Genomic DNA, 22,633 nt, shown 5'->3' on the forward strand with positions numbered 1-22,633 from the left:
CCTCAGTACTGAAACCACTTACTTAATTAACAAAAACTTATGGGAGCCATCTCGTATCTCCTACTTTGTTGGTTACAATTGGAGAATTAGAGTCTTTAATCATTAAATTTCCGTTTGCTGGATCGACAAATAAATTTTGTGCACTAATGCCTAAATCTGTTCCTTGTATTCCAGCGGCACCAAGCAGATAATCTGTTGTGGTGTAATTATTGCCGTATGTCGTAGGTGTGTTGGCCGCAATTGCCTGAATCACTTTACCGCAGGCAGAGGCCAGTAACACATTTTTAAAGATTAATGTTGATCCTACTGCAGATGGTATATTGATTAATGATCTGTTGTAAGCATAATCGTAAATGGTAACATTTTGATATTCCAAATGAATTGGATATGCAGATGTTCCATAATCGAATAGGTTTTTAAAGTTTCTATTTTTATCTGTTGTTTGATAGTAATCTCTCATAAAAGTACAATTTGAGAAAACTGCTCTTTTTACATTGTCAGCTCCAGCAGAACCAAAAGCAAATGTACCGTAAGGTCCTGTGTGTCCTCCAACTTGATCAAACGTACAATAGCTCATATCAAAGTTTCCGATTTCTTTGTATTTTCCGTTTCCTTGATGTCTCCAGAAGCCTCTTTTGAAATAGTTGAAAACACAGTTGTAGAATGTGATAGACTCTACTGTCCAAGAAGTTCCACTATTAAAGAAATAGCTGGCATCTATAGTTTGGTAAAAACGAATATTTTCAAAAGCCAGAGATGATAAGTATGATCCTTCTGCAATATTCCAGTTTCCGTTCATTTCAATCTGTGGGCGTTCTCCTTGTGTTCCTCCTGTCAGCTTAAATCCTTTTGATATGGTAAACGGAGTAATTTTGAATAATGAACCTGCTTCAAGGAAATATTCTGTTCCTTCTGGAACTGTTGGATCGTCGTTGTTAGTTCGCAGCAATGCATCTAAATCCATTCCTTTTGTTACAATAATAGTAGAAGCTGACGGTCCCGCAGAACGGAAAGAAACCTGATTATAAGGTTTATCATAACGTCTTGGTTTATTGTTATCAAAAATATTAACGTTATACAAAGTGTTTTTTTCTAATCCTTCAACCTTTGCTTCTCCTTTACTCATTTCATCAGAAGTTAATTTACGCCCGATAGCAGGAAGTTCTGCAGACTGAGCTGGCTGAACCGATATACTGTCTACTGGATTTCCAGCAGAAACTGCCCATGTTACAGTTACATTTGTTTCGGTAATATTCACTCTTTCGACTGGCTGTAAAATAGGATCGAATGGCGGACGGTCTTCTGTCAGAGCACTTGTGTAAGCCCATTGTGAATTATGATCTCCGTTAACGTGATTCGATCTTACTCTAATATAAAACTGGGTTTTATAAGGAATGTCGTCCATCAAAATTTGTGTATCTGTAATGGTATACGATTTGTACAAACTTTTATAATAGTTATCCAAATGAAGTTCTACCGTATAAGACGCTGCATCATTAACTTTGTACCACACCACAGCTATTGAATTGCTTTTTACTAATGGAGCAGGAAGCACGAATTTTGGCTGGAATAAGTCTTCGACAGGTTTATAACGAAACTCATCTGTATCGCAGGATTTTAGCATTTCTCCACAGACAATTAAGCCCATAAATGATAAAATATAAATTAATGTTCTAAAATTTTTCATACTACTATTCGATTAAAAATTAAAACCATAAAAATTTTGAATGGCTCCTCGATGATCTGTAATTACCTTGGAAGGATAAGGACATAAATAACGTAATGGATCATTTGGAGATACAGATGAAGCATTGTTGTAATTGATAAAACCTCTAAAACTCCATTTAATATCATTTCTAGGTTCATAACTTGCAGTATCATTGTTTAATGAATACCAGCTTATCGCAAACGGAAGTTCTGTATAACCAGCTGGACGTGCTTGTAGAATTTCATCAATACCTTTAATATCTAAAATGGTTCTGCCTGAGTTTGCAGGATCTGGAATATTTTTATAATAAATACTTCCTGGAACTTGGTCTATTCCCGGCACATAAGCTCCATTTGCTACGCGTCCCCAGTTAAGCAGTTTATAATATTGATTGTAAATAACTTCACTAAATTTATTCCAGCGTGCTAGATCGAATTTACGTTTGCTTTCGCCTCCAAATTCCCATTTACGCTCATCCATAATGGCTTTAAAAAACAACTCTGGAGATGATTTAGCTTGTACATAATTGTCTACTTTGTCCTGCCAGTTAGACTGTGAAAAAGCTCTGCGTCGCACTCGTCTCAAACATTCTTTGGCATCTTCGCGCGGACCAAAACGTTCGTTTACAGCTTCTGCATACATTAATAATACATCTGCAAATCGCATCCATGCGTAGTTTATACCTGTTCCTTTTGTGCTGGTGCTTCCTAATGGATCTGTCATAAATAATTTCGACCATTTTCCTACTGCTAAACGTGCTAAATCCAGACGGATTACCTGATTCAGGTTTTGATCGTATGATAATGGTGCACATGTAATATCTCTTCTTAAATCTTTATTATCAAATGAATAAAGATATTCTCCGCATAAACTTAAATTTCCTGATGCGCTTCCGTATGGATGATTTCCTTCAATAATTGGAACTCCCACAAAATAGCCGTATTCTCCAGATGAGTTTTTTAGCATTGGCAGCGAAAATATCACATCGTCATTAACTGGGGTTTCCCAATTATTTTGTTTTACCCAAAAATCTTTGAAACTCAATTTTAAATCGTGCTGTCTGCCTTGGATTACTTTATCCAGATATTGAATGGCAATGTCATAATACTGCTCGTAATTTTTACCTCTTTCCATGTGCCCAATACTTGCAGGATTGTTTTCGTCAGGGCGAAGTGTCCATCCTCCTCTTGTAAGTGCCAGCAAACCAATTAAACTTTGATTGAAACTTCTCGATGCGCGTTCTACTCCATAATCTAATTCACTTGCATTTTTCATTAAAGGTTCAACCGATTTTAAATCGTCGATTAAAAATTCAAGAATTGTATTTCTATCGGTAACTCCCACGGCAAAATTTTCGTCTCCAGTTGAGGATTTTGTTCTAAAAACAACATCTCCCCAAATACGAATCATGTCTAAATAAACCATCGCACGAAGTGTTTTTACTTCACCATACATATGCATAATATTTGACGGCTGCGTTTTAGGATCTGAATTATATAGTTCTGAACTTTCAATTCCTTCAATTACATCATTTGCTGTATTGATAATTTTATACATCGCACTCCATGTCGAGTTTAAGGTTGTCCAATACGGTTTTGGATCAAAACAGGCAATATCCGACCCGTTTCCGTTTACTGTATTGGTTGTAACTCCCGACATTTCGACATCGGTATTCATATTAAAAACAAAGGCCAGACGATTTGAATAAGCATCATCGGTAAGCATAAGCGTGTACACGCCGGCAACTGCAGATTGTATGTCTTTTTCTGATTTGAAAACTTCTGCCTGAGTAAAACCTGTTGCAGGCTGTACATCTAGATAATCTTCGCAGGCTGTAAAAGTCAGCGCAAAAATTAACAGAAAACTTAATAATATCTTTTTCATTTTTTTGTGATTTAATTCGTTTAATTAAAATGACAGCTGCACTCCAAAAGCGTAGTTACGAGTTCTTGGATAGGCATTGTAATCAATATTTGGTGTTAGGCCTGTTTCCAGGTTTACTTCAGGATCATATCCAGAATAATTTGTCCAAACAAATAAGTTACTTCCAGTTACATAAAGTCTGATTCTGCTGAATCCTACTTTACTGCTGTTTTGCTTTGGAATTGTATATCCGATACTCAGATTATTTAATCGAAGAAACGAACCATCTTCAACGGCATAAGACATTGCAATAGGACGTCCGATACTGGTCGGATTCCACATTGTAGCATTTTCGTTTTGTTTCGCCAGCATTTCTGGTGAATAGCGAAGATCGTTCCCCATGTCATCAAAATTTCTCCAGCGGTTATTCAAACCTACTTCCATCCCTAAATTATTTTGTGTGTTTTGATACCATGAAGTCATCATGATTTTGTTGGCATTATACACATCAAAACCTGACATGAAATTGAAGAATGCAGATAAATCAAAGTTTTTCCAAACTGCATTTAAACCAAATCCTCCTGAGAAATTAGGATTAGTATCTCCAATAACTTTTCTGTCTTTATCACCAATTACATAAGTATTTGGATCTGAAGGATCAACATCTGTAAGTTTTTTGAATTTAGCATTTCCAGGACGCGGATCTCCCGAAAGATTTTTTGAGTTTGCTACACCGTCTTTCAATTTCCATGTTCTTGTAACTGAATCAAAAGATTCGAAATCATCCATTGTGTAGAAGCCATCATTTTCAAAACCAAAAATTAAACCTTTTGTACCGCCAACATAAGCACGGTAATCGTCATCATTTAATAATTGTGTTCCTGCCCAGCCAGAACTAAGAATCCACTCTTGCTCTCCACTTGAAAGCTTATCAATTTTGTTTTTGTTGTGCCCGATATTAAAAGTTAAATCAAGCTGAAAATCTTTTTTTCTGATAACATTTCCTGTAATTGCAAACTCAATTCCTTTGTTAGAAGTCTGCCCGACATTTGTCATCATTTTTGTAAAACCAGATACCGAAGCAATATCTGACGGCACTAATAAATCTTTTACTTTATTGTGATAAAAATCAAGACTTCCTGTAAGGCGTTCGTTAAAGAAACCGAAATCAAGACCTAAGTTGGCGGTATAAGTTGTCTCCCATTTTACATTTGGATTGTTTAGGTATTTGTCATTATAAAAATTATAGTAATAATGATTTTCTTCTCCCCATCCTACAGAACGGTCTCTAGATACGCCGTAATATTTCGCATATAAATCGCCGCTGATTCTGTCATTTCCAGATGCTCCATAACTTACACGAGCTTTTAAGTTGGAAACCACTTTGCTGTCTTTTAAAAAACTTTCGTTTGAAACTCTCCAGGCAAAAGCTCCCGCAGGAAATACTCCCCATCTATTATCAGGTCCAAACTTTGTAGAACCATCCGTACGAACAGTAAACGTAAAAAGATATCTTTCGTCGAATCCGTAATTTACACGTCCAAAAAAGGAAGAAATTCTATTTGGAGAACCTGCGATTGAACCGTTATCAAAAGGAGTTCCTAATGCCAGATTATCTAAGGCTTTTGAACCTGAGATTTCTTCTGGGAAATAACGCGTGCGGTAAAATTTTGCAGAACTTTCCTGATCTTTAATTTCCTGCCCAACCATTAATTGAAAATCGTGTTTTTCCTTTAATTTGAATCCGTAGTTTAAAACATTGTTCAACTGCCATCTCGGCGACTGCGTCATGGACCAATATACAACAGGCAGATTGTTATTGGCATTGGCTGTACCAGTATCTGTACCCCAGAAACGACCGTCTTCACTGTATTTGTATTCGTAACCAAATGAAGAACGCAGCGTTAAACCTTTTTTGATAGTCCAGGTTAATGCTCCAGTAGTATTAAAAGTTCGCGTAGTTCGTTCACGGTAATTCTTTTCTGATTCTTCTATTGGGTTGAAACGCGCACGAATTTCATAATCTTCTGGATCAAAATAAGTATTGTCGTCTGGTAATGTCATATAGTCCTCTAAACCTGCTGTCGGCGCTTCGCGTAAAGCTCGAAGCAAACTAACACCTTCTGTTCCAGAACCGTCTATAGTTTGATTTGTTAAACGGGTTTGATATTCGAAAGTAAGATTGTCTGTTAATTTTGAATTCAAGATCAAATACAGATAGTTTTGGCGCATACCAGTTCCTATCAATGCTCCCGGCTGCTCTTGATTGACAAATGTGAATTTGAATTTCGTTTTTTCACTACCTCCGTTAACGTTTATATCGGTATATCTGGTAATTGGGTTACTTCCAAATATTTCGTCCTGCCAGTCTGTTCCTTTGTTGCCTTTATAAATGTATAATTCATTGGCACGTCCGTAATTGTTATAAAATCCAGTTGGATTTGAGTTACGCTGACGTTCGTATTCATACTGCATCATTACGAACTCATACGGATCCATTACATCAAGGTGATTGGCAAGCGTTTTTATTTGTGTGTAATTATGAATGTTTACCGAAACTTTTCCTGCCTTTGGGACTTTTGTAGTAACCAAAATTACTCCATTTGCACCTCTCGCTCCATAAACAGCTGTTGAAGCAGCATCTTTTAAAACTTCTACAGATTCGATATCTGTTGGCGGAATATCATTTAAGTTGGCAACTTCAAATCCGTCAACCAAGATTAATGGTGAATTATCTTCTGTAATAGATCCGCCGCCGCGAACTCTAATCATAACTTCAGATCCTGGAGAACCATCGGCAGTTGTAACTTGCACACCTGGAAGTCTTCCTACCAAAGCTTCAGCTACCGAAGCTGTTGGTACTTTTGCTAACTCTGTACCTTTAATACTCGAAATCGCTCCTGTTAGATTTTTACGCTTTTGCGTACCATAACCAATAATTACGACTTCGTTCAGCTCACTGCTAGATTCTTTCATTTGAACAGTAATGCCAGATGTGCGCCCTTTTAACGCTACCGTTTCATCTGTCAAACCAATAAACTTGACAATCAAAACGGCTGTTTCTGGATCTGTCACGGCAATGCTGAATTTACCATCAAAATCGGTTACTGTATTTGTATTTTCATTTTTTACTATAATCGTTGCGCCGGGAATCAGCCCCATATTATCCCTTACTGTACCCGTCACGGTTACACGCTTCTGAGCATAAGCGCTGCATGTTAAAAGTAACACAGCTAAAATGCTCCAGATATATTTTTTTATCTTCATAACTAGACTATTTTTTTATTTGTTTTAAAAGCGAAGTCATTAGATTTTATACTTATATGCAGAATGTTTCCACGATGATAGGATCATGTGGTATGAGTATAAATCTGTTAAGGACTGCTGATTTTATTTTATTAAAGTATTCCGAGTGTATCCGCAGATGTATTAAAGCTCATTTAAAAAGAAATCTGCATTCGTGACCTTATTGGCTTCAATAGGAAATGCTGCTTGTAATTCTTTTGTTTTTACAACCTGCATGTTTTGATCTAAACACTCTATTTTAACACGAACATTGTTAGCTTCTTCGCCCGTTTGAAATAAAATAAAATCGTCTGTATAATTAATTCCGCCGCTCGCAGTTGCCTTACTTCTGGTAACAAACATGTCTTCTTTTACAAAAGTTCCATCAGAAACTTTATAGCCGCTTCGTTTTATGGAAACTGTTGTTTTAATTGTCGAATAACTTTTGTCTGCCGTAATGTCCAATGATTTTAAACGCAGTATTCCTGTCCTCGTAATAATGTTCAAGGTAAGCGGTTCTTCAAAAGGAGATGCATACTGCATGGCATCTGATAAGTTGACATGCTGGTTTGCCAATGCAGGCTGAGGCACAACCAAATCATTTAAATTGGTTGGAGAAGGAATCATTTGATCTGGATAATCGGATGCTACAAATTTGTATTTTCCATTGTCTAATGAAAAACGATAAAGCAAACTGTAATTAGCAAAATAATCTCCATTGTCTTTATATACAAATAAAGGTCTGGTTGAGATTCCGACATTCAAATTCCACGGCTCACCATTTAATTGAAAATCTAATGATTTGACTGTAGAACTTTCATATTTAAAATCATCATTAGAGCAGGAAGTCAGCACGAAAAATAAACCCACTCCAAGTATTAGGTTTTTCATCATTTTCATATCCATATAAATTTAAAAATGAAGAATATTTGCCTTTTCGTTTCTTCTACAGCTGCGGCTGACTTTTTTCGTTGGTGGCGAAAATTTGGTGTGAGTGTTAGTTTGGTTCATAATTTTGGTTTTAAGATTAGTTAGTTAAAAATCCGTTAAGATTATGAAGCAAAACTAGATATAGCTAATCTCAAATTGGGGTAAATATTGCTTTTCAGAAAGGGTTAAATCGCTATTTACCCCATAAAAACTGACTATTTGATAATTAACTTTATTATTTTTTATATTATGTAAAAAAATATTCACAAATAAAAAAACATATCTCAACATATATAATCAATATTCTAAATCACTTCATAACAAACTTTGAGCATTAATGTAATTGCAAATCGCAGTAGCAAATTCATAAAAAAACCTCAATACAAATTAGCATTGAGGTTTGAATGGCATTTTTTAATATATAGAAACATTAAATTTTAAAACTAAAAAAAGACGTTTCACTTTGCATTAAAACAACTGTAAAAAGTTATTTATATCTAACGGAATTGTTTACGATATTCTACAGGAGTATAATTGTATTTTGCTCTAAAACATTTTCCGAAGTATTTTAAATCATTAAAACCAACTTCAAAACAAATTTCTTTAATCAGCAGATCTTCATTTTTAAGAAGCTCTGCAGCTTCATTCAGCCGCATATCTCGAATAAAAACAACTGGTGAAACACCTGTAATACTTTTAAGTTTATTAAAAAAACTAGCGCGTGACATGCACATTAATTTCCCTAATTCATCAACAGAAAAATCAGATTTAGAAATGTTTTCTTTCACCAATTCAATTACTTGAAGCATAAATTTATTGTCTCTATTGGAAATCTGCAATGGTTTCTCCTCTTCTATTTCAGCAATTCTTCCTGTAGAATACAACTGCTGCAGACGAATACGCTGTTCTAAAACATTTTTTACTCTTGCTTTTAAAAAACTTACATTAAAAGGTTTTGTAATATAATCATCTGCACCGTATTCCATTCCTTGCAATTTACTTTCAATTGCTGTTTTTGCACTAAGTAAAATCACCGGAACATGACTGATTGCAAAGTTGTTTCGGATAATTTTAAGCATTTCTATCCCGTCTAATTCAGGCATCATAATATCGCTGATTATAAAATCTGGAGATAATTCTGCCGCTTTTAAATGTCCTTCTTCTCCGTTTTCTGCTATATAAATGGTATAATCACTTTCTAAAATTGAAACAATAAACTTTCTCAATTCAGGATCATCTTCAACCACCAAACCAATAGGTTTTTCTCTTATTTCTGTTTCAAGATGTTCTTCTGCTGTTAATTCATCCTCAGCCAAATGTTCATCTGTTTCTTCAAACACTATATCTACCGCATTAGAAAAATGGCTGTATCCTTTTTGAAAAGAAATTTCAAAACTGCTTCCTTTACCCAGTGTTGTTTCAAGTGAAATTTCTGCACCATGTTTTTCAACAGAATCTTTTACGATTGAAAGACCTATTCCGGTACTTGGATTAAAAGGATTTTCATTATAATTTGAAAAACGGACAAATAACTTTTTTTGAACTACCGAATTGATTCCCGGACCATTATCGCTCACTTTTAAAGAAACTTTTTTTTCAGATTCTTCTACTTTTACTTCAATCAAATTTCCTTTTTTGCAGTATTTAAAAGCATTCGAAAGCAGATTGACTAAAATTTTATCAAGACTATCTGGATCTGCCCATATATGCGGTTTGGTTTCACTAATATCTACTTTTAATTTTATGTTGCGCTGAATACTGGTTTCTGTAAAACCTTCACAAACTTCAGACACAAATTGCCCTAGATCTATTTCACGAACTTCTAATTTTCTATCCTGCATTCTTCTCAAGTCTAAAATCTGATTGACAAGATTGAGCAGCTTAGTACTGTATTTTTCGATAACACGAAGCTGTGATTTAACCGAATTATCTATTTGATCATCTGAAAGCATTACTTCTAAAGGAGCAGTAATCATGGTGAGAGGCGTGCGAATTTCATGTGAAATATCAGTAAAGAAATTCAATTTCAATTCACTTACTTCTTTTTCAACCCTTACATCGTTACGCAGTTTTAAAATTGTTAAAACCGCTCTTCGAATTAATAAAAACAAACCAATACCCAATAATAAATAACATAAATACGCCAAGTTGGTTCCCCAAATTGAAGGTCTTATTGTAATTTTAATCTGTCTCTCATTGTCCAGCCATAAATTGTGCCCATTTGTAGAGGAAACTAAAAGTGTATAACTTCCTCTCCCCAGATTGGTATAATTAATAGATTGTCCTGCTTTAATGTAATTCCATTCTTTATCAATACCTTCCAATTTGTAGCGATAAACAATGTTTTCATTTTTGATATAATCTAATGCAGAAAACTGAACTCTGAAAAAATTCTGATCGTGCTGCAACGTGACTTCCTTTAATAAATCAGGATTTTTTGGTGTCTCAGGATTTACTTCGTACAATTCTTTATTGTTTACTAAAAATCCAGATATTGCCAGATAAGGTTTAAATGTCGAAGATTTAATTGCTTCTGGTTTAAAATAAATAACTCCATCTGAATAACCTGAAACAATTTCGCCGCTTGATAATCTGCATTTTGTTGCTTCTGAGAATATTTCGGTTCCAATAATAGATTTCAACTCTGGAAATGTTTCGCAGCTATTATTTTTGGGATCAAAACGAACTATTTGATTATCACCCATCAGCCATATTTTCCCAAATTTATCCTCCTGCATTCCAACAACACCTTCTAGTGGAAAACCGAAATTTTCACTCCAAAATGTTTTCACCTTTACGTTATTCTGCTTGTCTATATCAATCAGAATCAGTCCTTTTCCGTTTGTAGCCAATGCCAAACGATTATCAGAAGTAACAATAACATCCAGAATATCATTTCCCGAAGCCTGAAAATGTTCTTTAATTTTCAATTGGGATTTACTGCCTTCTGAAAAAGAAAATAATTTGTAAGACGATACAAAAAAGATTTTGTGCTCTTTGGTTTCAACGATTGAACGAACTTTATCTGCTCCGCCAATTGGATAGTTTTTTAGTTCGTTTCTATAACTCACAAAACTGATTCGGTTGTTTGATTCTCGAACTAAATTAATTCCGCCTCCCCAAGTAGCGAAATAAATTTGGCCGTTTGTTGCTTGAAAAACTTTATAAATATCATCTGAACTAATACTATATTTATCCTTTTCATCATATTTATAGTGTTGTACTGCAAAACTAAAAGAGGACTGCTTGGGAGTAAGACAGAAAACGCCATTTCCGCGTGTTCCAATCCATATTCTGCCTTTAGAGTCCTGCATCATACTGTAAATATCTGCGCCCCAGCCTGGACTGTTTTGTGATAATGTTCCGTCAGAACCCAAGAAACCGATCTTTCTTTTTTGCGAATCAAACAATTCAATATTTTCACCGCGGCTTGCTACCCAAAGATTCTTCTTATTGTCTTCCATCAGACTGCGGACATTTTGCTTTTTGTTATCTGCGGATGTTCTTAAGTTTAATGACAAAAAATTACTGTTATTAAATATAATTAAGTCCAATCCCTGCTTATAAGAACAAAACCAAAGATTTCCTAATTTATCAAACATTGCGGTATGCATAACATCTGATACAGTTTCTTTTGATTCCTTAATACATCGTAATACAGAACGTAACTTATTCTGTTTTTCGTCCCAATAAGCAAAAGCTCCTTTATTGGACTGAATCCAGACTGTTCCGTTTGGCGAGGTTAACAGAAAACTTTTTTGCTTACCGGCTGTTGTAGCGGGATTGCTTGAATCGACTTCTAATTGTTTTAATTTTCGGGTAAGTAAATCAAACTGAAATACTGCTGATGGAGTATCAAACCAAAAATATCTTGAATGCGTTAATCCTAAAAAATTGATATTTTCATTAGGCAGTCCCGGCAGTGTTTTAGCATTATAAGTATCGAGTTTACCTGCTTTTATATCATACAAACAAAAGCCGTTACTTTTTGTAACTATCAATACCTTACTGTCTTCGACAATATTCAATAATAGAATATCATCTTTGATTCCTAAATTCAAATCAAAGAAAGTACTTGATTTTTTATTGTATCGTATAAATTTTCCTTTATCACCGCCAAACCAAAGATCTTCCTTTGTTTCTTCAGCAATATTAAATGAATTAGACTTTCCAGCTTGTCCTGCCATATTCGAAAAGAAATACTCCGGTATTTTAGCAGACTTATTTAACCTGCAAATACCTGCATCTGTTAAAAACCAAGTCGTTCCTAACTTATCTTCAAAAACATCTCTAATTTTTCCGAAATGCTTATCCACATCAAAATTAACTCGTCTAACCTGTTTGTTAGTTTCAAAAACGATCATGTAGTTTCTACTTTCAGGAAAAAGCCAGGTCCTTCCAGAAGGCATAATTTTAAAATGGTCAAAAGTATGATTAGAGGAATCTCCTTCTGTAGGATTATGAAATTTTAGTTCTCTTGCATCAAAATAATAGACATCATTTTTCTCAGACTGAATCCAAATTCTTTCATCATTATCGAACTTAAATTTAGAGACACGATTAGACTTTATATTTAAAGGCACACTTTGTTCTACTTTAAATTTTCGAAAAGTATTTCCATCATAACGAATCAGTCCATTGAAAGTTGCCAGCCAAATAAATCCTTTCTCATCTTGCTGAATTCCTAAAACTCTTGATTGGCTTAACTTACCATCATTTGAAAAATGAGTAAGAAGGCCTGTTGGCTGAGCAGTACAAAATGCACTTATCAAACAAAAAAATAAGACAATGGTTTTATGTTTCAGCATACTTAAATTTAGTTTTTGGCGGAAGTCACAAAAATATCAAAATTACTTTCCTAACCTAAAATACGAACTGTAATTAGCAAAATGCCCTCTATTAAATAGTTATTTTTACTCTTTTACCAATTGAGGCAAATTCATAAAAATGATGCTTAAGCTTTACAGCACGTGTGAAATAGCAATTAATACTCAGCTAAAAAATGTAATCCTATAATTTTGTATCTTCAATTTTGATAAACATTCTACGCAATTTCAATAAAAAAAAACCTATTAACTATATAAACCCAAAACCACTCACACAATTCAATGAAAAAAGTATACAAACTTGTGTTTATGCTAAACTTCCTTGCATTAAACACTTTTGCACAAGAAAACGCTGCATTTAAAAATCCAAATTTACCTATTGAACAACGCGTTGACGATTTGGTCTCCCGAATGACAATCGATGAAAAAATAAATCAGTTAATGGATTCCGCTCCTGCTATAGATCGTCTGGGCGTGCCAGAATACAATTGGTGGAACGAATCCCTCCATGGTGTGGCGCGTGCGGGATATGCTACCGTTTTTCCGCAATCTATTTCTATTGCCTCATCTTGGGACCGACAGTTAATTTTTGATGTTGCGAGTGCTATTTCTGATGAGGCGCGCGCCAAACATCATGAATATTTAAGACGAGGACAGCATGGTATTTATCAGGGATTGACTTTTTGGTCTCCAAATATCAACATCTTTCGTGATCCACGCTGGGGACGCGGACATGAAACTTATGGAGAAGATCCCTTTTTAACCAGCCAGCTCGGACTTAATTACGTTAACGGACTTCAAGGTAATGATAAAAAATATTTTAAAGTAATTGCTACTGCCAAACATTTTGCTGTTCATTCTGGCCCAGAACCATCTCGCCATCAATTTAATGTCGATGTGAGTGATATTGACCTTTATGAAACGTATCTTCCTGCTTTTCGTACTCTCGTAAAAGACGGTCATGTTTATTCTGTAATGGGAGCTTACAACCGATTTAGAGGCGAATCATGCAGTGCAAGTCCGTTTTTATTCAATATCCTTAGAAATGATTGGGGGTTTAAAGGTTATATCGTTTCCGATTGCGGTGCTGTAACTGATATTTGGAAATATCATAAAATAACCAATGATGCGGCTTCAGCTTCGGCTCTAGCAGTAAAAGAAGGTTTAGATTTAGAATGTGGCAGCAGTTACAAATCACTAAAAGAAGCGCTTGACCGAAAATTGCTGACAGAAGCGGATATTGATACTGCCATAAAACGTTTGTTTACCGCTCGTTTTAAATTAGGAATGTTTGATCCTGATGAAATTGTTCCTTATGCTCAAATTCCCTACTCCGTAAATAATAATTCTGCAAATGACTGGCTTGCTCGTACAGCTTCTCAAAAAAGTATTGTTCTTTTAAAAAATCAAAATAATACATTACCGCTTTCTAAAGACATCAAAACAATTGCTGTAATTGGACCAAACGCAAATGATATACAGTCACTATGGGGAAATTACAGCGGTGTTCCGAGCAATCCAATTACTGTGCTTAAGGGGATTCAAAACAAAATTGAGCCTAGTGCAAAGGTATTGTATGCAAAAGGGACAGACCTTGCAAAAGGTGTTCCTGAGATGAATGTAATTCCGTCTATTTACTTTCAAAATGAAAACGGAACTCAAGGCTTAACAGGAGAATATTTTGATAACACTGAATGGCAGGGAAAACCACTTTTTGTTCGTAATGATGATAATATAGATTTTCATTGGGACATTAACACACCTGATCCGCGTATGAAAATGGGGAATTATAGTGTAAAATGGTCTGGTTATATAACGGTTCCAAAAACAGGAATTTACAATATTTCTGACTGGTCAAAACCTTTTATGACCATAGATATTGAAACGGGGAAAACTACTGGCGGTAAAAACAATCATCATCCGAGAATTCGTCCACAGAAAATTACATTAGAAGCTGGAAAAAAATACAAGATTGAAGTGAAATATCAAAATTTCTATGGCGATGCAATTGCGCAGCTTTTATGGGCAGAACCACAAGAAAATGCATTAGAAAAAGCGGTTCAAACTGCCAATCAAGCCGATGCCGTAGTTTTGGTATTGGGATTAAATGAACGATTGGAAGGTGAAGAAATGAAAGTGGAAGCGGATGGTTTTGAAGGCGGAGACCGTACCAGCCTTAACTTACCAGCAAATCAGGAAGAATTGATGAAAGCAATAAAGGCAACTGGAAAACCTGTTATTTTAGTTTTAATAAACGGAAGTGCTCTTTCTATAAATTGGGCAAATGATAATATTCCTGCTATTTTAACAGCTGGATATCCAGGACAGCAAGGCGGTAATGCAATTGCCGATGTACTTTTTGGTGATTATAATCCAGCCGGCAGATTACCTGTTACGTACTATAAATCTGTAGACCAGCTGCCAGATTTTGAAAATTATGACATGAAAGGCCGCACGTACCGCTATTTTACAAAAGATCCTCTTTATCCTTTTGGATTTGGTTTGAGTTATACTAAATTCAAGTACAGCAATTTACAAATTCCTGCAAATGCAATTGCAGAAGCAGACTTAAAAGTATCGGTTGATGTAACCAATATTGGTGACCGCGATGGAGATGAAGTTGTTGAATTGTATATAAAAGATGAAAAAGCCTCTACTCCGAGACCAATATGTCAGTTAGAAGGTTTTGAGCGAATTCATCTTAAAAAAGGGGAAACACAAACAGTTAGTTTTACAATTAATTCGAGACAATTATCTTTAATCAATAAGAAAAAACAACGTGTTGTAGAACCAGGATGGTTTACGATCTCAATTGGAGGAAAACAGCCAGATGGTTCGAGCGATATTCAAACTGGCCGAATAAATATTACAGGAAAAGAATTATTACTGGACAAATAGCATTAAAATTTAAAAAACAACAAAGCCTTTAAACAACTACGTTTAAAGGCTTTGTTGTTTTAAATAAAATTGAAAAAAGATATTATTATAAATTATTTTTATAAGTGCTAAAAATTATTAATTTGATTAATAACACAGCCTGCCATAAATTTGTCTCATCAAAATCAAACAACTGATTTAAAATCAAAAATAACTTTTAAAAAATAGAAAACATGAAATTTACAAGAAGAGCAAACGCAAATTGGAAAGGTACAGGAATGGAAGGAACAGGAACTATTAGTACACAAAGTACTACTTTAGACAATGCTCAGCTGTCTTTTAAAACCCGTTTCGATCAAGGTGTGGGAACGAATCCTGAAGAATTAATCGCAGCGGCACATTCTGGTTGTTTTACTATGCAGTTAAGCTTTTTGCTTTCTGAAGCCGGATTTGTTCCAGAAGATTTAAGTACAGAAGCTAAAGTGACTTTTGAAGATGGAAGTATAACTTTAATACAATTAATACTTAATGGTAAAGTTCCAGGAATTTCAGAAGAAGATTTTCAAAAAGCAGCTCAAAAAGCAAAAGAAATTTGTCCGATATCTAAATTATTAAATACTGAAATTACTTTAGCAGTAACACTAAATGCATAAGCAAATTAAAATAGAAGCTTACTAAGAATAATACTTAAAAAAGCCTGACTTTACGGTCAGGCTTTTTTACTTTGCATTATAAAATCACTTACTGATTTCACAAAATAAGGAGAATCGTTCCATCTTATTTTACGGTAAGCGAAGTCTTTTTTTAATGATTCCGGAAGACAATTCCAGATCGCTTCGTTCATTTTTTCCAGCAGTAATTTCTTTGAAAAGGAATCTGAAACTACTAAACTTATTTCTCGTACTGGTTTTGGTTCTTTAAAAGGTTTAAAAAGTCCCAAATCTTTTTCGTTAAGAATAGAAAGCTCTGGAATAATGGCAAAACCCAATTGTGCATGAACCAGATTTTTTAAAGTTTCGATCGAACTAATATCATAAGTAAATTGTTCTTTTATTTTTCCTGGTGATTTTATGCCGCAGATATCGAGCAGTTGCGCATTGTAGCAAAACTCACTATGAAGCAGCAATAACTCTGTTTTATCTCCTGGCTGCATTTCATAAAATTCATCTTTAATCATCGGATGAAGTTTATTCAGATAAGCTACAAAGGGTTCCTTAAATACTGGATGTTCAATTAAATTTGGGTTTCCTGTTGGTGTTGCCATTAAAGCCACATCTAAGGCACCAGTTTCCAGATCTTTCATTAACTGCCCTGTATTGGCTTCTTTTATAATAAAATGCACTTTTGGAGTCGCTTCTTTCATTGCCTTAATAAACAACGGAATCAGATATGGAGATAATGTTGTAATTACTCCTACTTTAACTTCTCCTTCTAATAAGTTTTTTTCATTTACTACAAAATCACGTATTTCGTCGGCTTCACGTAGTATTTTTTTGGCTCGGTTTATAATTTCTACTCCTAGTATTGTAGGCGTTAAGGGTACTTTATTACGATCAAAAATTTTGATGCCTATTTCTTCTTCCAGATTTTTTAATTGAATTGTAAGACCTGGCTGTGTAACCATGCATACTTCAGCAGCTCTCGCAAAATGCCTTTCTTCGTCTAACGCTACAATATATTTTAATTGTTGTATGGTCATGATTATAAATTTATTTTATAAAGATAAACAAAAAACCAGTTCTGCTTATAAAACAGGAGATTTCTAGTGATTTTGTCTTTTTAATGGTAAGATAAATTTAAAAGTACTTCCTTTTCCGAGTTTACTTTCAGCCCAAATTTCGCCATTATGTTTTTTTACAAATTCACTGCAAAGTAATAATCCAAGTCCATTTCCGATTTCATTTTCTGTTCCTTTTTGGATTACTTTCTCATTGATTTTAAACAGTTTTTCTTTTATGTTGTCTGGAATTCCTATACCATTATCCTTAATTGAAACTTCAACTTTTTGATTGGACTTTTGCATCCTGATTATAATTTCACCATGATGATCTGTAAATTTAATGGCATTGGTCAGCAAGTTTCGCAAAACAGTATCAATCATATCTTTATCCAGATCAGCTTCAATAATTTCAGTTGATTCAAACTTAATGTCAATGTTTTTATTTAATGCAGCGTTTTTATTAAGTCCGATGTTTTCTTCAATCAATTTATTTAAGATCACTTTTTTAGGATTGTATTCCATCATTCCAGTTTGTACCCTAGACCAATCCAAAAGGTTTTCAAGCAACTTGTAAATATTTTTGTTTGATTCGTGCAGCAATTCGGTAATCTCTTTAATTTCTTCACGGCTGTACGTGTCAATTTCCTCCGACATTACTTCTGATAATGCAACCGACGATCCCAATGGACCTTTTAGATCGTGTGCAATAATAGAAAAGAATAAGTTTTTATCTCTTAGAAGTTTCTGTATTCTAAGATCTTGTTTTTCTTTTACTAATAATAAAAATCCAACCGTACCAATGAGGGTTAATAAAAATAATCCGATACTATACAAACTGTCAAAAATACTTGGTCTGAAAAAATTTTTCTGTGGATTTATATAGCTGTAAACCGCTCGCAAAAAGATTAAAATTTCAAAAGAAACATAACAAAGCAGGTAAAAAATACGGAATAAATTATTCTTTTTTTCTTTAAAATAACTAATTGTTGGCGGCAGATAAATGGCAAATATTCCGAGGGACATAATCAAAATACGAGTATTCATCGTACTTTCTAAAAACGTTGAAATATTAAAAACCAACATTGTCACAACTGTAATACCAATTTGCAAATGATAACGTCTTGAAAATTTGGTTTTAATCATAGACATTATTGCGATCGTTTCATAACAAGCGCCTGCAAGAATGGTAGTATTGGCAAGGTTTATCGAGATAAAATCTGGAGCTACGTTTCTTAAAAAAATAAATACCCAGCCAATAGTCAGTAATATTTTTCCATATCCAAATGTTTTTAATTTTTTCTTATTCTCTGCTGTAGCATACGAAAAGGCATAACTAAAAATAAGAATACAAATAAATAAGTTTCCCCAAAAATAGAGCATAAAAACCGTTTTTGGATCTAGAGGTAAAAATTTGAACATTATTGAGTTATGTATATTAAAAACTGACCGCAAATATACAAAATCACAGTATAATCAATACTTATCGACTGTTAGGTATAAAAATTACTAATCTTGGCGACTAATGATAAAGTGAAAAGATCATCTAAATTTACTTTAAATGATCTTCCAACATTATTGAATACAGAGCTGTATAATTTCAAAATTCTATACTAAGAATTATTCTTTTGCCTTTTTGTTTACTACAAGTTTAGGCTTATCAGGGTTATTAGACAATATCCAGCCGGTGCGGTATATCCAGTCTGTCATTTTATGAAGTTTGGCGAAATCAATATTTTCAGACTCATCCATTGGTGTATGGTATTGACTGTGGAGTACGCTGGTAAAAAAAACAGCTGGTATTCCTTTTTGAGCGTAAGGAAGATGATCCGATCTAAAATAAAAGAATTCAGGATGTTCAGGTCTGTCCCAAAGTTTATCAAGCTCGAATTTAGGACCTTCTTCGTTTGCTTTCTTAGCGATATTAACCAGTTCAGGAGAATTTTGATGAGGATCACTTGAACCCAATAATGCCGCTTGATTGATATCGTTTCTTCCTATCATATCTCCGTTTAAAACTGCGATTATATCTTTTTGAGGCACTGTAGGATGTGAAGCATACCAGCTAGAACCTAATAATCCGCGTTCTTCTGAACCATGAAAGACAAATAATGCAGACCTCTTAGCTGGTTGTTTTTTATAAGCTCTCGCAATGGCAAGCATGGCGACACAAGTACTTGCGTTATCATCTGCTCCATTGTAGATTGAATCTTGTCCATATTTTTGACGCACACCGTCGTGATCTTGATGTCCGCTAAAAAGAACATATTCATTTTTTAATTGTGGATCTGTGCCTTCGATTTTTCCAACAACATTTACTGAAGGATATTTATAAGTTTCAGAAATGACTTCGGCTGATAAATTCTCTTTGGTATTTTTTAGAAAATCAATTTGATCATTATGAACCCAAAAAGCAGGCATTCTAGAGGGCACAGGCATTTTGTCGCGATAACCTTCGATACCATAAACACCTCTTTTCATCTGCGGCTCCACTTGAGACCAGCATTTTTCTCCAAATTCATCTGCAATAATGATAAGAGCTGCAGCGCCTCTATAAGCAAGATCTTCATAATACTTCTGCTTAACAAATCCTGGATAGCGTCTTTCAAAAAGAGAAATGTCTTCGGAAATCCCGTCTTTCGATGCAAGCAAAACAACAGCTTTTCCTTTTACATCTACTTTTTTAATTTCTTCTGGTGAAATTTTTCCTAAATAAAGTAAGGGAGCTTCAACTTTATTGGTTGTGGTTTCGGCAATTAAAACCTCACTCCACAATTTGAATTCTTTTTGACCAATCATAAATTTGGTGTAGTTTGTAACCTGATGCCTGTACAAATCAAAAAACTGGAAAAAAGTACCATCGTCTCCTGCAGGAGACATTCCAGCTTGTTTTGCTTTTTCTGCCAGCCAAACAGATACTTTCAACTCGTCTAAAGTACCGGCTTCGCGCCCATTAAAGTGGTCTCCTGCCATTTGGTACATATCCGTTTTAAGATCTTTTACCGTAATTGCAGAAACTAAAGGCTTTTTTACTGCTTGCGAAAAAATCACATTGCAGTATAAACTAAGTAATATAAATAACTTCTTTTTCATAATTAAAATCAAATTAAAGAATTAAAATAATTTTCTTGCAAAAAAGAAGGGTCTGAAAAAAAACAAATCTATACTTTTTATAAATATCCTTCAATAAAAAATACTTTTTTTATTACATTTTGTTTAATCCTCAATTAAAACAAGACTTAACCTACAATAATTTAAACACTACAATAACTTGCAATGAATCTTATGCAAAATAGAGATGTTTATTTTTACAATAATTTATTATTTTCTTCAATAAAATCGTAAAACAACATTTTTGAATGCATATTCTTGATATATAATCTTTATTTGAAAAAAAATAAATAATATTGCTGAATTGATTCTTACCTAAAGCATGGCCCAAAATTCAAATATTGACGAAAAAAAACTTCTTCTTGAATTATCTCAAGGAAGTGAGCTTGCTTTTACAAATGTATACAATCAGTATAAAAATAATGTTTACTCTACTGCTTTTAGAATTACTAAATCAAAAATTTTATCAGAAGAAGCTGTTCAGGATATCTTCTTGAAGATCTGGCAGAATCGTGAAACTTTGTCTGAAATAGACCATTTTGAAAATTATCTTTATATCATCTCGCGCAATCATTTGTTCAATTCCATTAAGAAGATTGCAAGAGAAGCTACTTTAGCATCAGAAATTAATTTAAAAGAGACCGGCTTTATAGATACAGATACCTCAATTAAAGACGAGCAGTACAATATAATTTTAAACCAGATTGTGGAACAGCTTCCTCCGCAGCAGCAGAAAGTTTATAAAATGGCTAAATTGGACGGTTTGAGTCATCAAAAAATTGGTGAAAGTTTAGGCATTTCGACTGAGACTGTAAAAAAACATATGGCGCAGGCTCTAAAATTTATACGTCTTAAAATTTCTCCGTACATGAATATGTTCCTGACGTTTCTTCTATTTTTTAAATTATAGATTAAAGTTTTTTCTCTCAAAAAAGCCTCATTGGCTATTATTTTACCTTTTTTTTACATTTTTTTTACATTTCACTACTCCCTCCCCTTTTTTAAATGGTCTTTATAATAAAGAGACAACATTAGAGATGTCTTATCCCTAAAATCAGAAGGGCTGAAAAAAAAAAAAAAAAAAAAAAAAAAAAAAAAAGATAACCCAATCTATCATTTACAAACAAGTACTAATTTAATTTACTAAACAATGCAGCAAAAAAAATTCGAAGAGTTATTTGAAGGCTACCTGCAGAATAATCTATCTGATGCAGAACAGCAGCAAATGATGGAAATAATTCAGCAGGGAACCCATGATGATTTTCTAAAAGAAAAACTTCATGATATGCTGAAAAACGATAACGTTATTGAAGTAATGGATAAAAAACAGGGAGATAATATTCTAAACTACATTTTATCTAAACCTCAACACGAACCTAAAGTTTTAGATTTAAATCCTAAGAAAAGAAGCAGAAAAACAGTTTTGAAATTTGTATTTGCGGCTGCTAGTATTATTGCTTTGATCGCTATTGGAAATTCATTCTTTTTTACCGAAAAAAATTCTCTGCCTGCCCCAGCTGTTCAACCAGAAGTTATAGCAGAAAACACTTTAATTGATTTCAGCGGTAAACAATTAGTACACCTTCCTGATGGCAGTACGGTTCTTTTAAATGACAACAGTAGTTTAAAATACGATCAAAATTCTTTTAACAGCAAAACTCGCGAAGTAACACTGACGGGAGAAGCTTTTTTTGACATTAAACGCAACGAAGAAAAACCTTTCATTGTACATACGGGTAAGGTACAGACTAGAGTTTTAGGTACTGCTTTTAATATCAATGCCAAAAATTCTTCAAACAATATCGAAGTTACAGTTGCTCGTGGTAAAGTTCAGGTTGGAGACACTCAAAAAGTCTATGGCGTGATTACTCCAAACCAACAGATTAAGGTGAATAAAACTACTTTGAGTTTTGAGCAGAATAATATCAGCGCTGCGGTAGTAACGGAGTGGAAAAGTAATTACTTGATTCTTGATGATATCAATATGACCGAAGCTGCTGCTTTAATTTCTCAGAAATATAAAGTTCAGATTTTAATACAGAATGAAAAAATTAAAAACTGCAGAATAACCGCGAGTTTCTTAAATGAAGAAGATTTGGATCATGTTTTAAAAGTAATCTCAAGTGTTCTAGAAACAGAATATCATTACGACAAAGCCGGGGCTGTTATTTTAGATGGCAAAGGGTGTGAGTAAAGAGTAAAGAATACATAATAACTAGTAATCAGGCTGGCTAATCTCCTACTTAGAAAGCTGAGAAAAATAAATATTAACCTTAAAAAACGAAGAAAAACAACCCAAAACCAAAACTAAAAAAG

12 protein-coding genes are annotated in these 22,633 nt (G+C 34.1%); 4 read left to right on the forward strand and 8 right to left on the reverse strand.

Features of this window, described 5'->3' with window-relative positions; all coding sequences use genetic code 11:
• Nucleotides 1-37 precede the first annotated feature (37 nt).
• The 5 genes from QE431_RS14365 to QE431_RS14385 all read right to left on the reverse strand — a co-directional run bounded on the left by QE431_RS14365 (nt 38) and on the right by QE431_RS14385 (nt 12,594).
• Entirely contained in the window at nt 38-1,687 is a 1,650-nt protein-coding gene (locus QE431_RS14365) for a DUF5123 domain-containing protein (protein ID WP_057116382.1), read from the reverse strand.
• A gap of 12 nt (nt 1,688-1,699) precedes the next feature.
• Entirely contained in the window at nt 1,700-3,592 is a 1,893-nt protein-coding gene (locus QE431_RS14370; RefSeq protein ID WP_307297088.1) for a RagB/SusD family nutrient uptake outer membrane protein, read from the reverse strand.
• Between the two features lie 24 nt (nt 3,593-3,616).
• On the reverse strand, nt 3,617-6,838 hold the full coding sequence (locus QE431_RS14375) for a TonB-dependent receptor (RefSeq protein ID WP_307297089.1): 3,222 nt from the start codon (nt 6,836-6,838) through the stop codon (nt 3,617-3,619).
• Nucleotides 6,839-7,000: 162 nt separating this feature from the next.
• Nucleotides 7,001-7,747 (reverse strand): hypothetical protein, encoded by a 747-nt coding sequence (locus QE431_RS14380; protein ID WP_307297092.1) that lies wholly within the window; start codon nt 7,745-7,747, stop codon nt 7,001-7,003.
• A 536-nt stretch (nt 7,748-8,283) separates the two neighbouring features.
• Entirely contained in the window at nt 8,284-12,594 is a 4,311-nt protein-coding gene (locus tag QE431_RS14385) for a hybrid sensor histidine kinase/response regulator transcription factor (RefSeq protein ID WP_307297097.1), read from the reverse strand.
• Nucleotides 12,595-12,921: 327 nt separating this feature from the next.
• On the opposite strand from QE431_RS14385, the gene QE431_RS14390 reads away from it, so the two are divergent.
• The gene (locus tag QE431_RS14390; RefSeq protein WP_307297099.1) at nt 12,922-15,510 is read left to right on the forward strand and encodes a glycoside hydrolase family 3 C-terminal domain-containing protein; all 2,589 of its coding nucleotides are present in this window, start codon (nt 12,922-12,924) and stop codon (nt 15,508-15,510) included.
• A 212-nt stretch (nt 15,511-15,722) separates the two neighbouring features.
• Nucleotides 15,723-16,142 (forward strand): OsmC family protein, encoded by a 420-nt coding sequence (locus QE431_RS14395; protein ID WP_057116387.1) that lies wholly within the window; start codon nt 15,723-15,725, stop codon nt 16,140-16,142.
• A gap of 56 nt (nt 16,143-16,198) precedes the next feature.
• Here QE431_RS14395 and QE431_RS14400 read toward each other — a convergent pair whose 3' ends face one another.
• From QE431_RS14400 to QE431_RS14410, 3 genes are all read right to left on the reverse strand, one after another.
• Complete coding sequence (locus tag QE431_RS14400; protein WP_281866101.1) at nt 16,199-17,188, reverse strand: hydrogen peroxide-inducible genes activator; 990 nt, start codon at nt 17,186-17,188, stop codon at nt 16,199-16,201.
• Between the two features lie 63 nt (nt 17,189-17,251).
• Nucleotides 17,252-18,589 carry a sensor histidine kinase KdpD gene (locus tag QE431_RS14405; protein ID WP_166669285.1) on the reverse strand — a complete coding sequence of 446 codons (1,338 nt, stop codon included), beginning with the start codon at nt 18,587-18,589 and terminating at the stop codon, nt 17,252-17,254.
• A 237-nt stretch (nt 18,590-18,826) separates the two neighbouring features.
• Nucleotides 18,827-20,299, reverse strand: a complete 1,473-nt coding sequence (locus tag QE431_RS14410; RefSeq protein ID WP_307297104.1) for a M28 family peptidase — start codon at nt 20,297-20,299, stop codon at nt 18,827-18,829.
• 340 nt (nt 20,300-20,639) lie between these two features.
• Here QE431_RS14410 and QE431_RS14415 point away from each other — a divergent pair, with 340 nt between their 5' ends.
• Both QE431_RS14415 and QE431_RS14420 read left to right on the forward strand, forming a co-directional pair.
• Nucleotides 20,640-21,227: an RNA polymerase sigma factor gene (locus tag QE431_RS14415; protein WP_307297105.1), complete on the forward strand. Its 588-nt coding sequence runs from the start codon at nt 20,640-20,642 to the stop codon at nt 21,225-21,227.
• Between the two features lie 240 nt (nt 21,228-21,467).
• On the forward strand, nt 21,468-22,511 hold the full coding sequence (locus QE431_RS14420; RefSeq protein WP_307297107.1) for a FecR family protein: 1,044 nt from the start codon (nt 21,468-21,470) through the stop codon (nt 22,509-22,511).
• The last annotated feature ends 122 nt before the right edge of the window (nt 22,512-22,633 follow it).

It is taken from the genome of Flavobacterium sp. SORGH_AS_0622, assembly GCF_030818825.1.
Taxonomy (GTDB): domain Bacteria; phylum Bacteroidota; class Bacteroidia; order Flavobacteriales; family Flavobacteriaceae; genus Flavobacterium.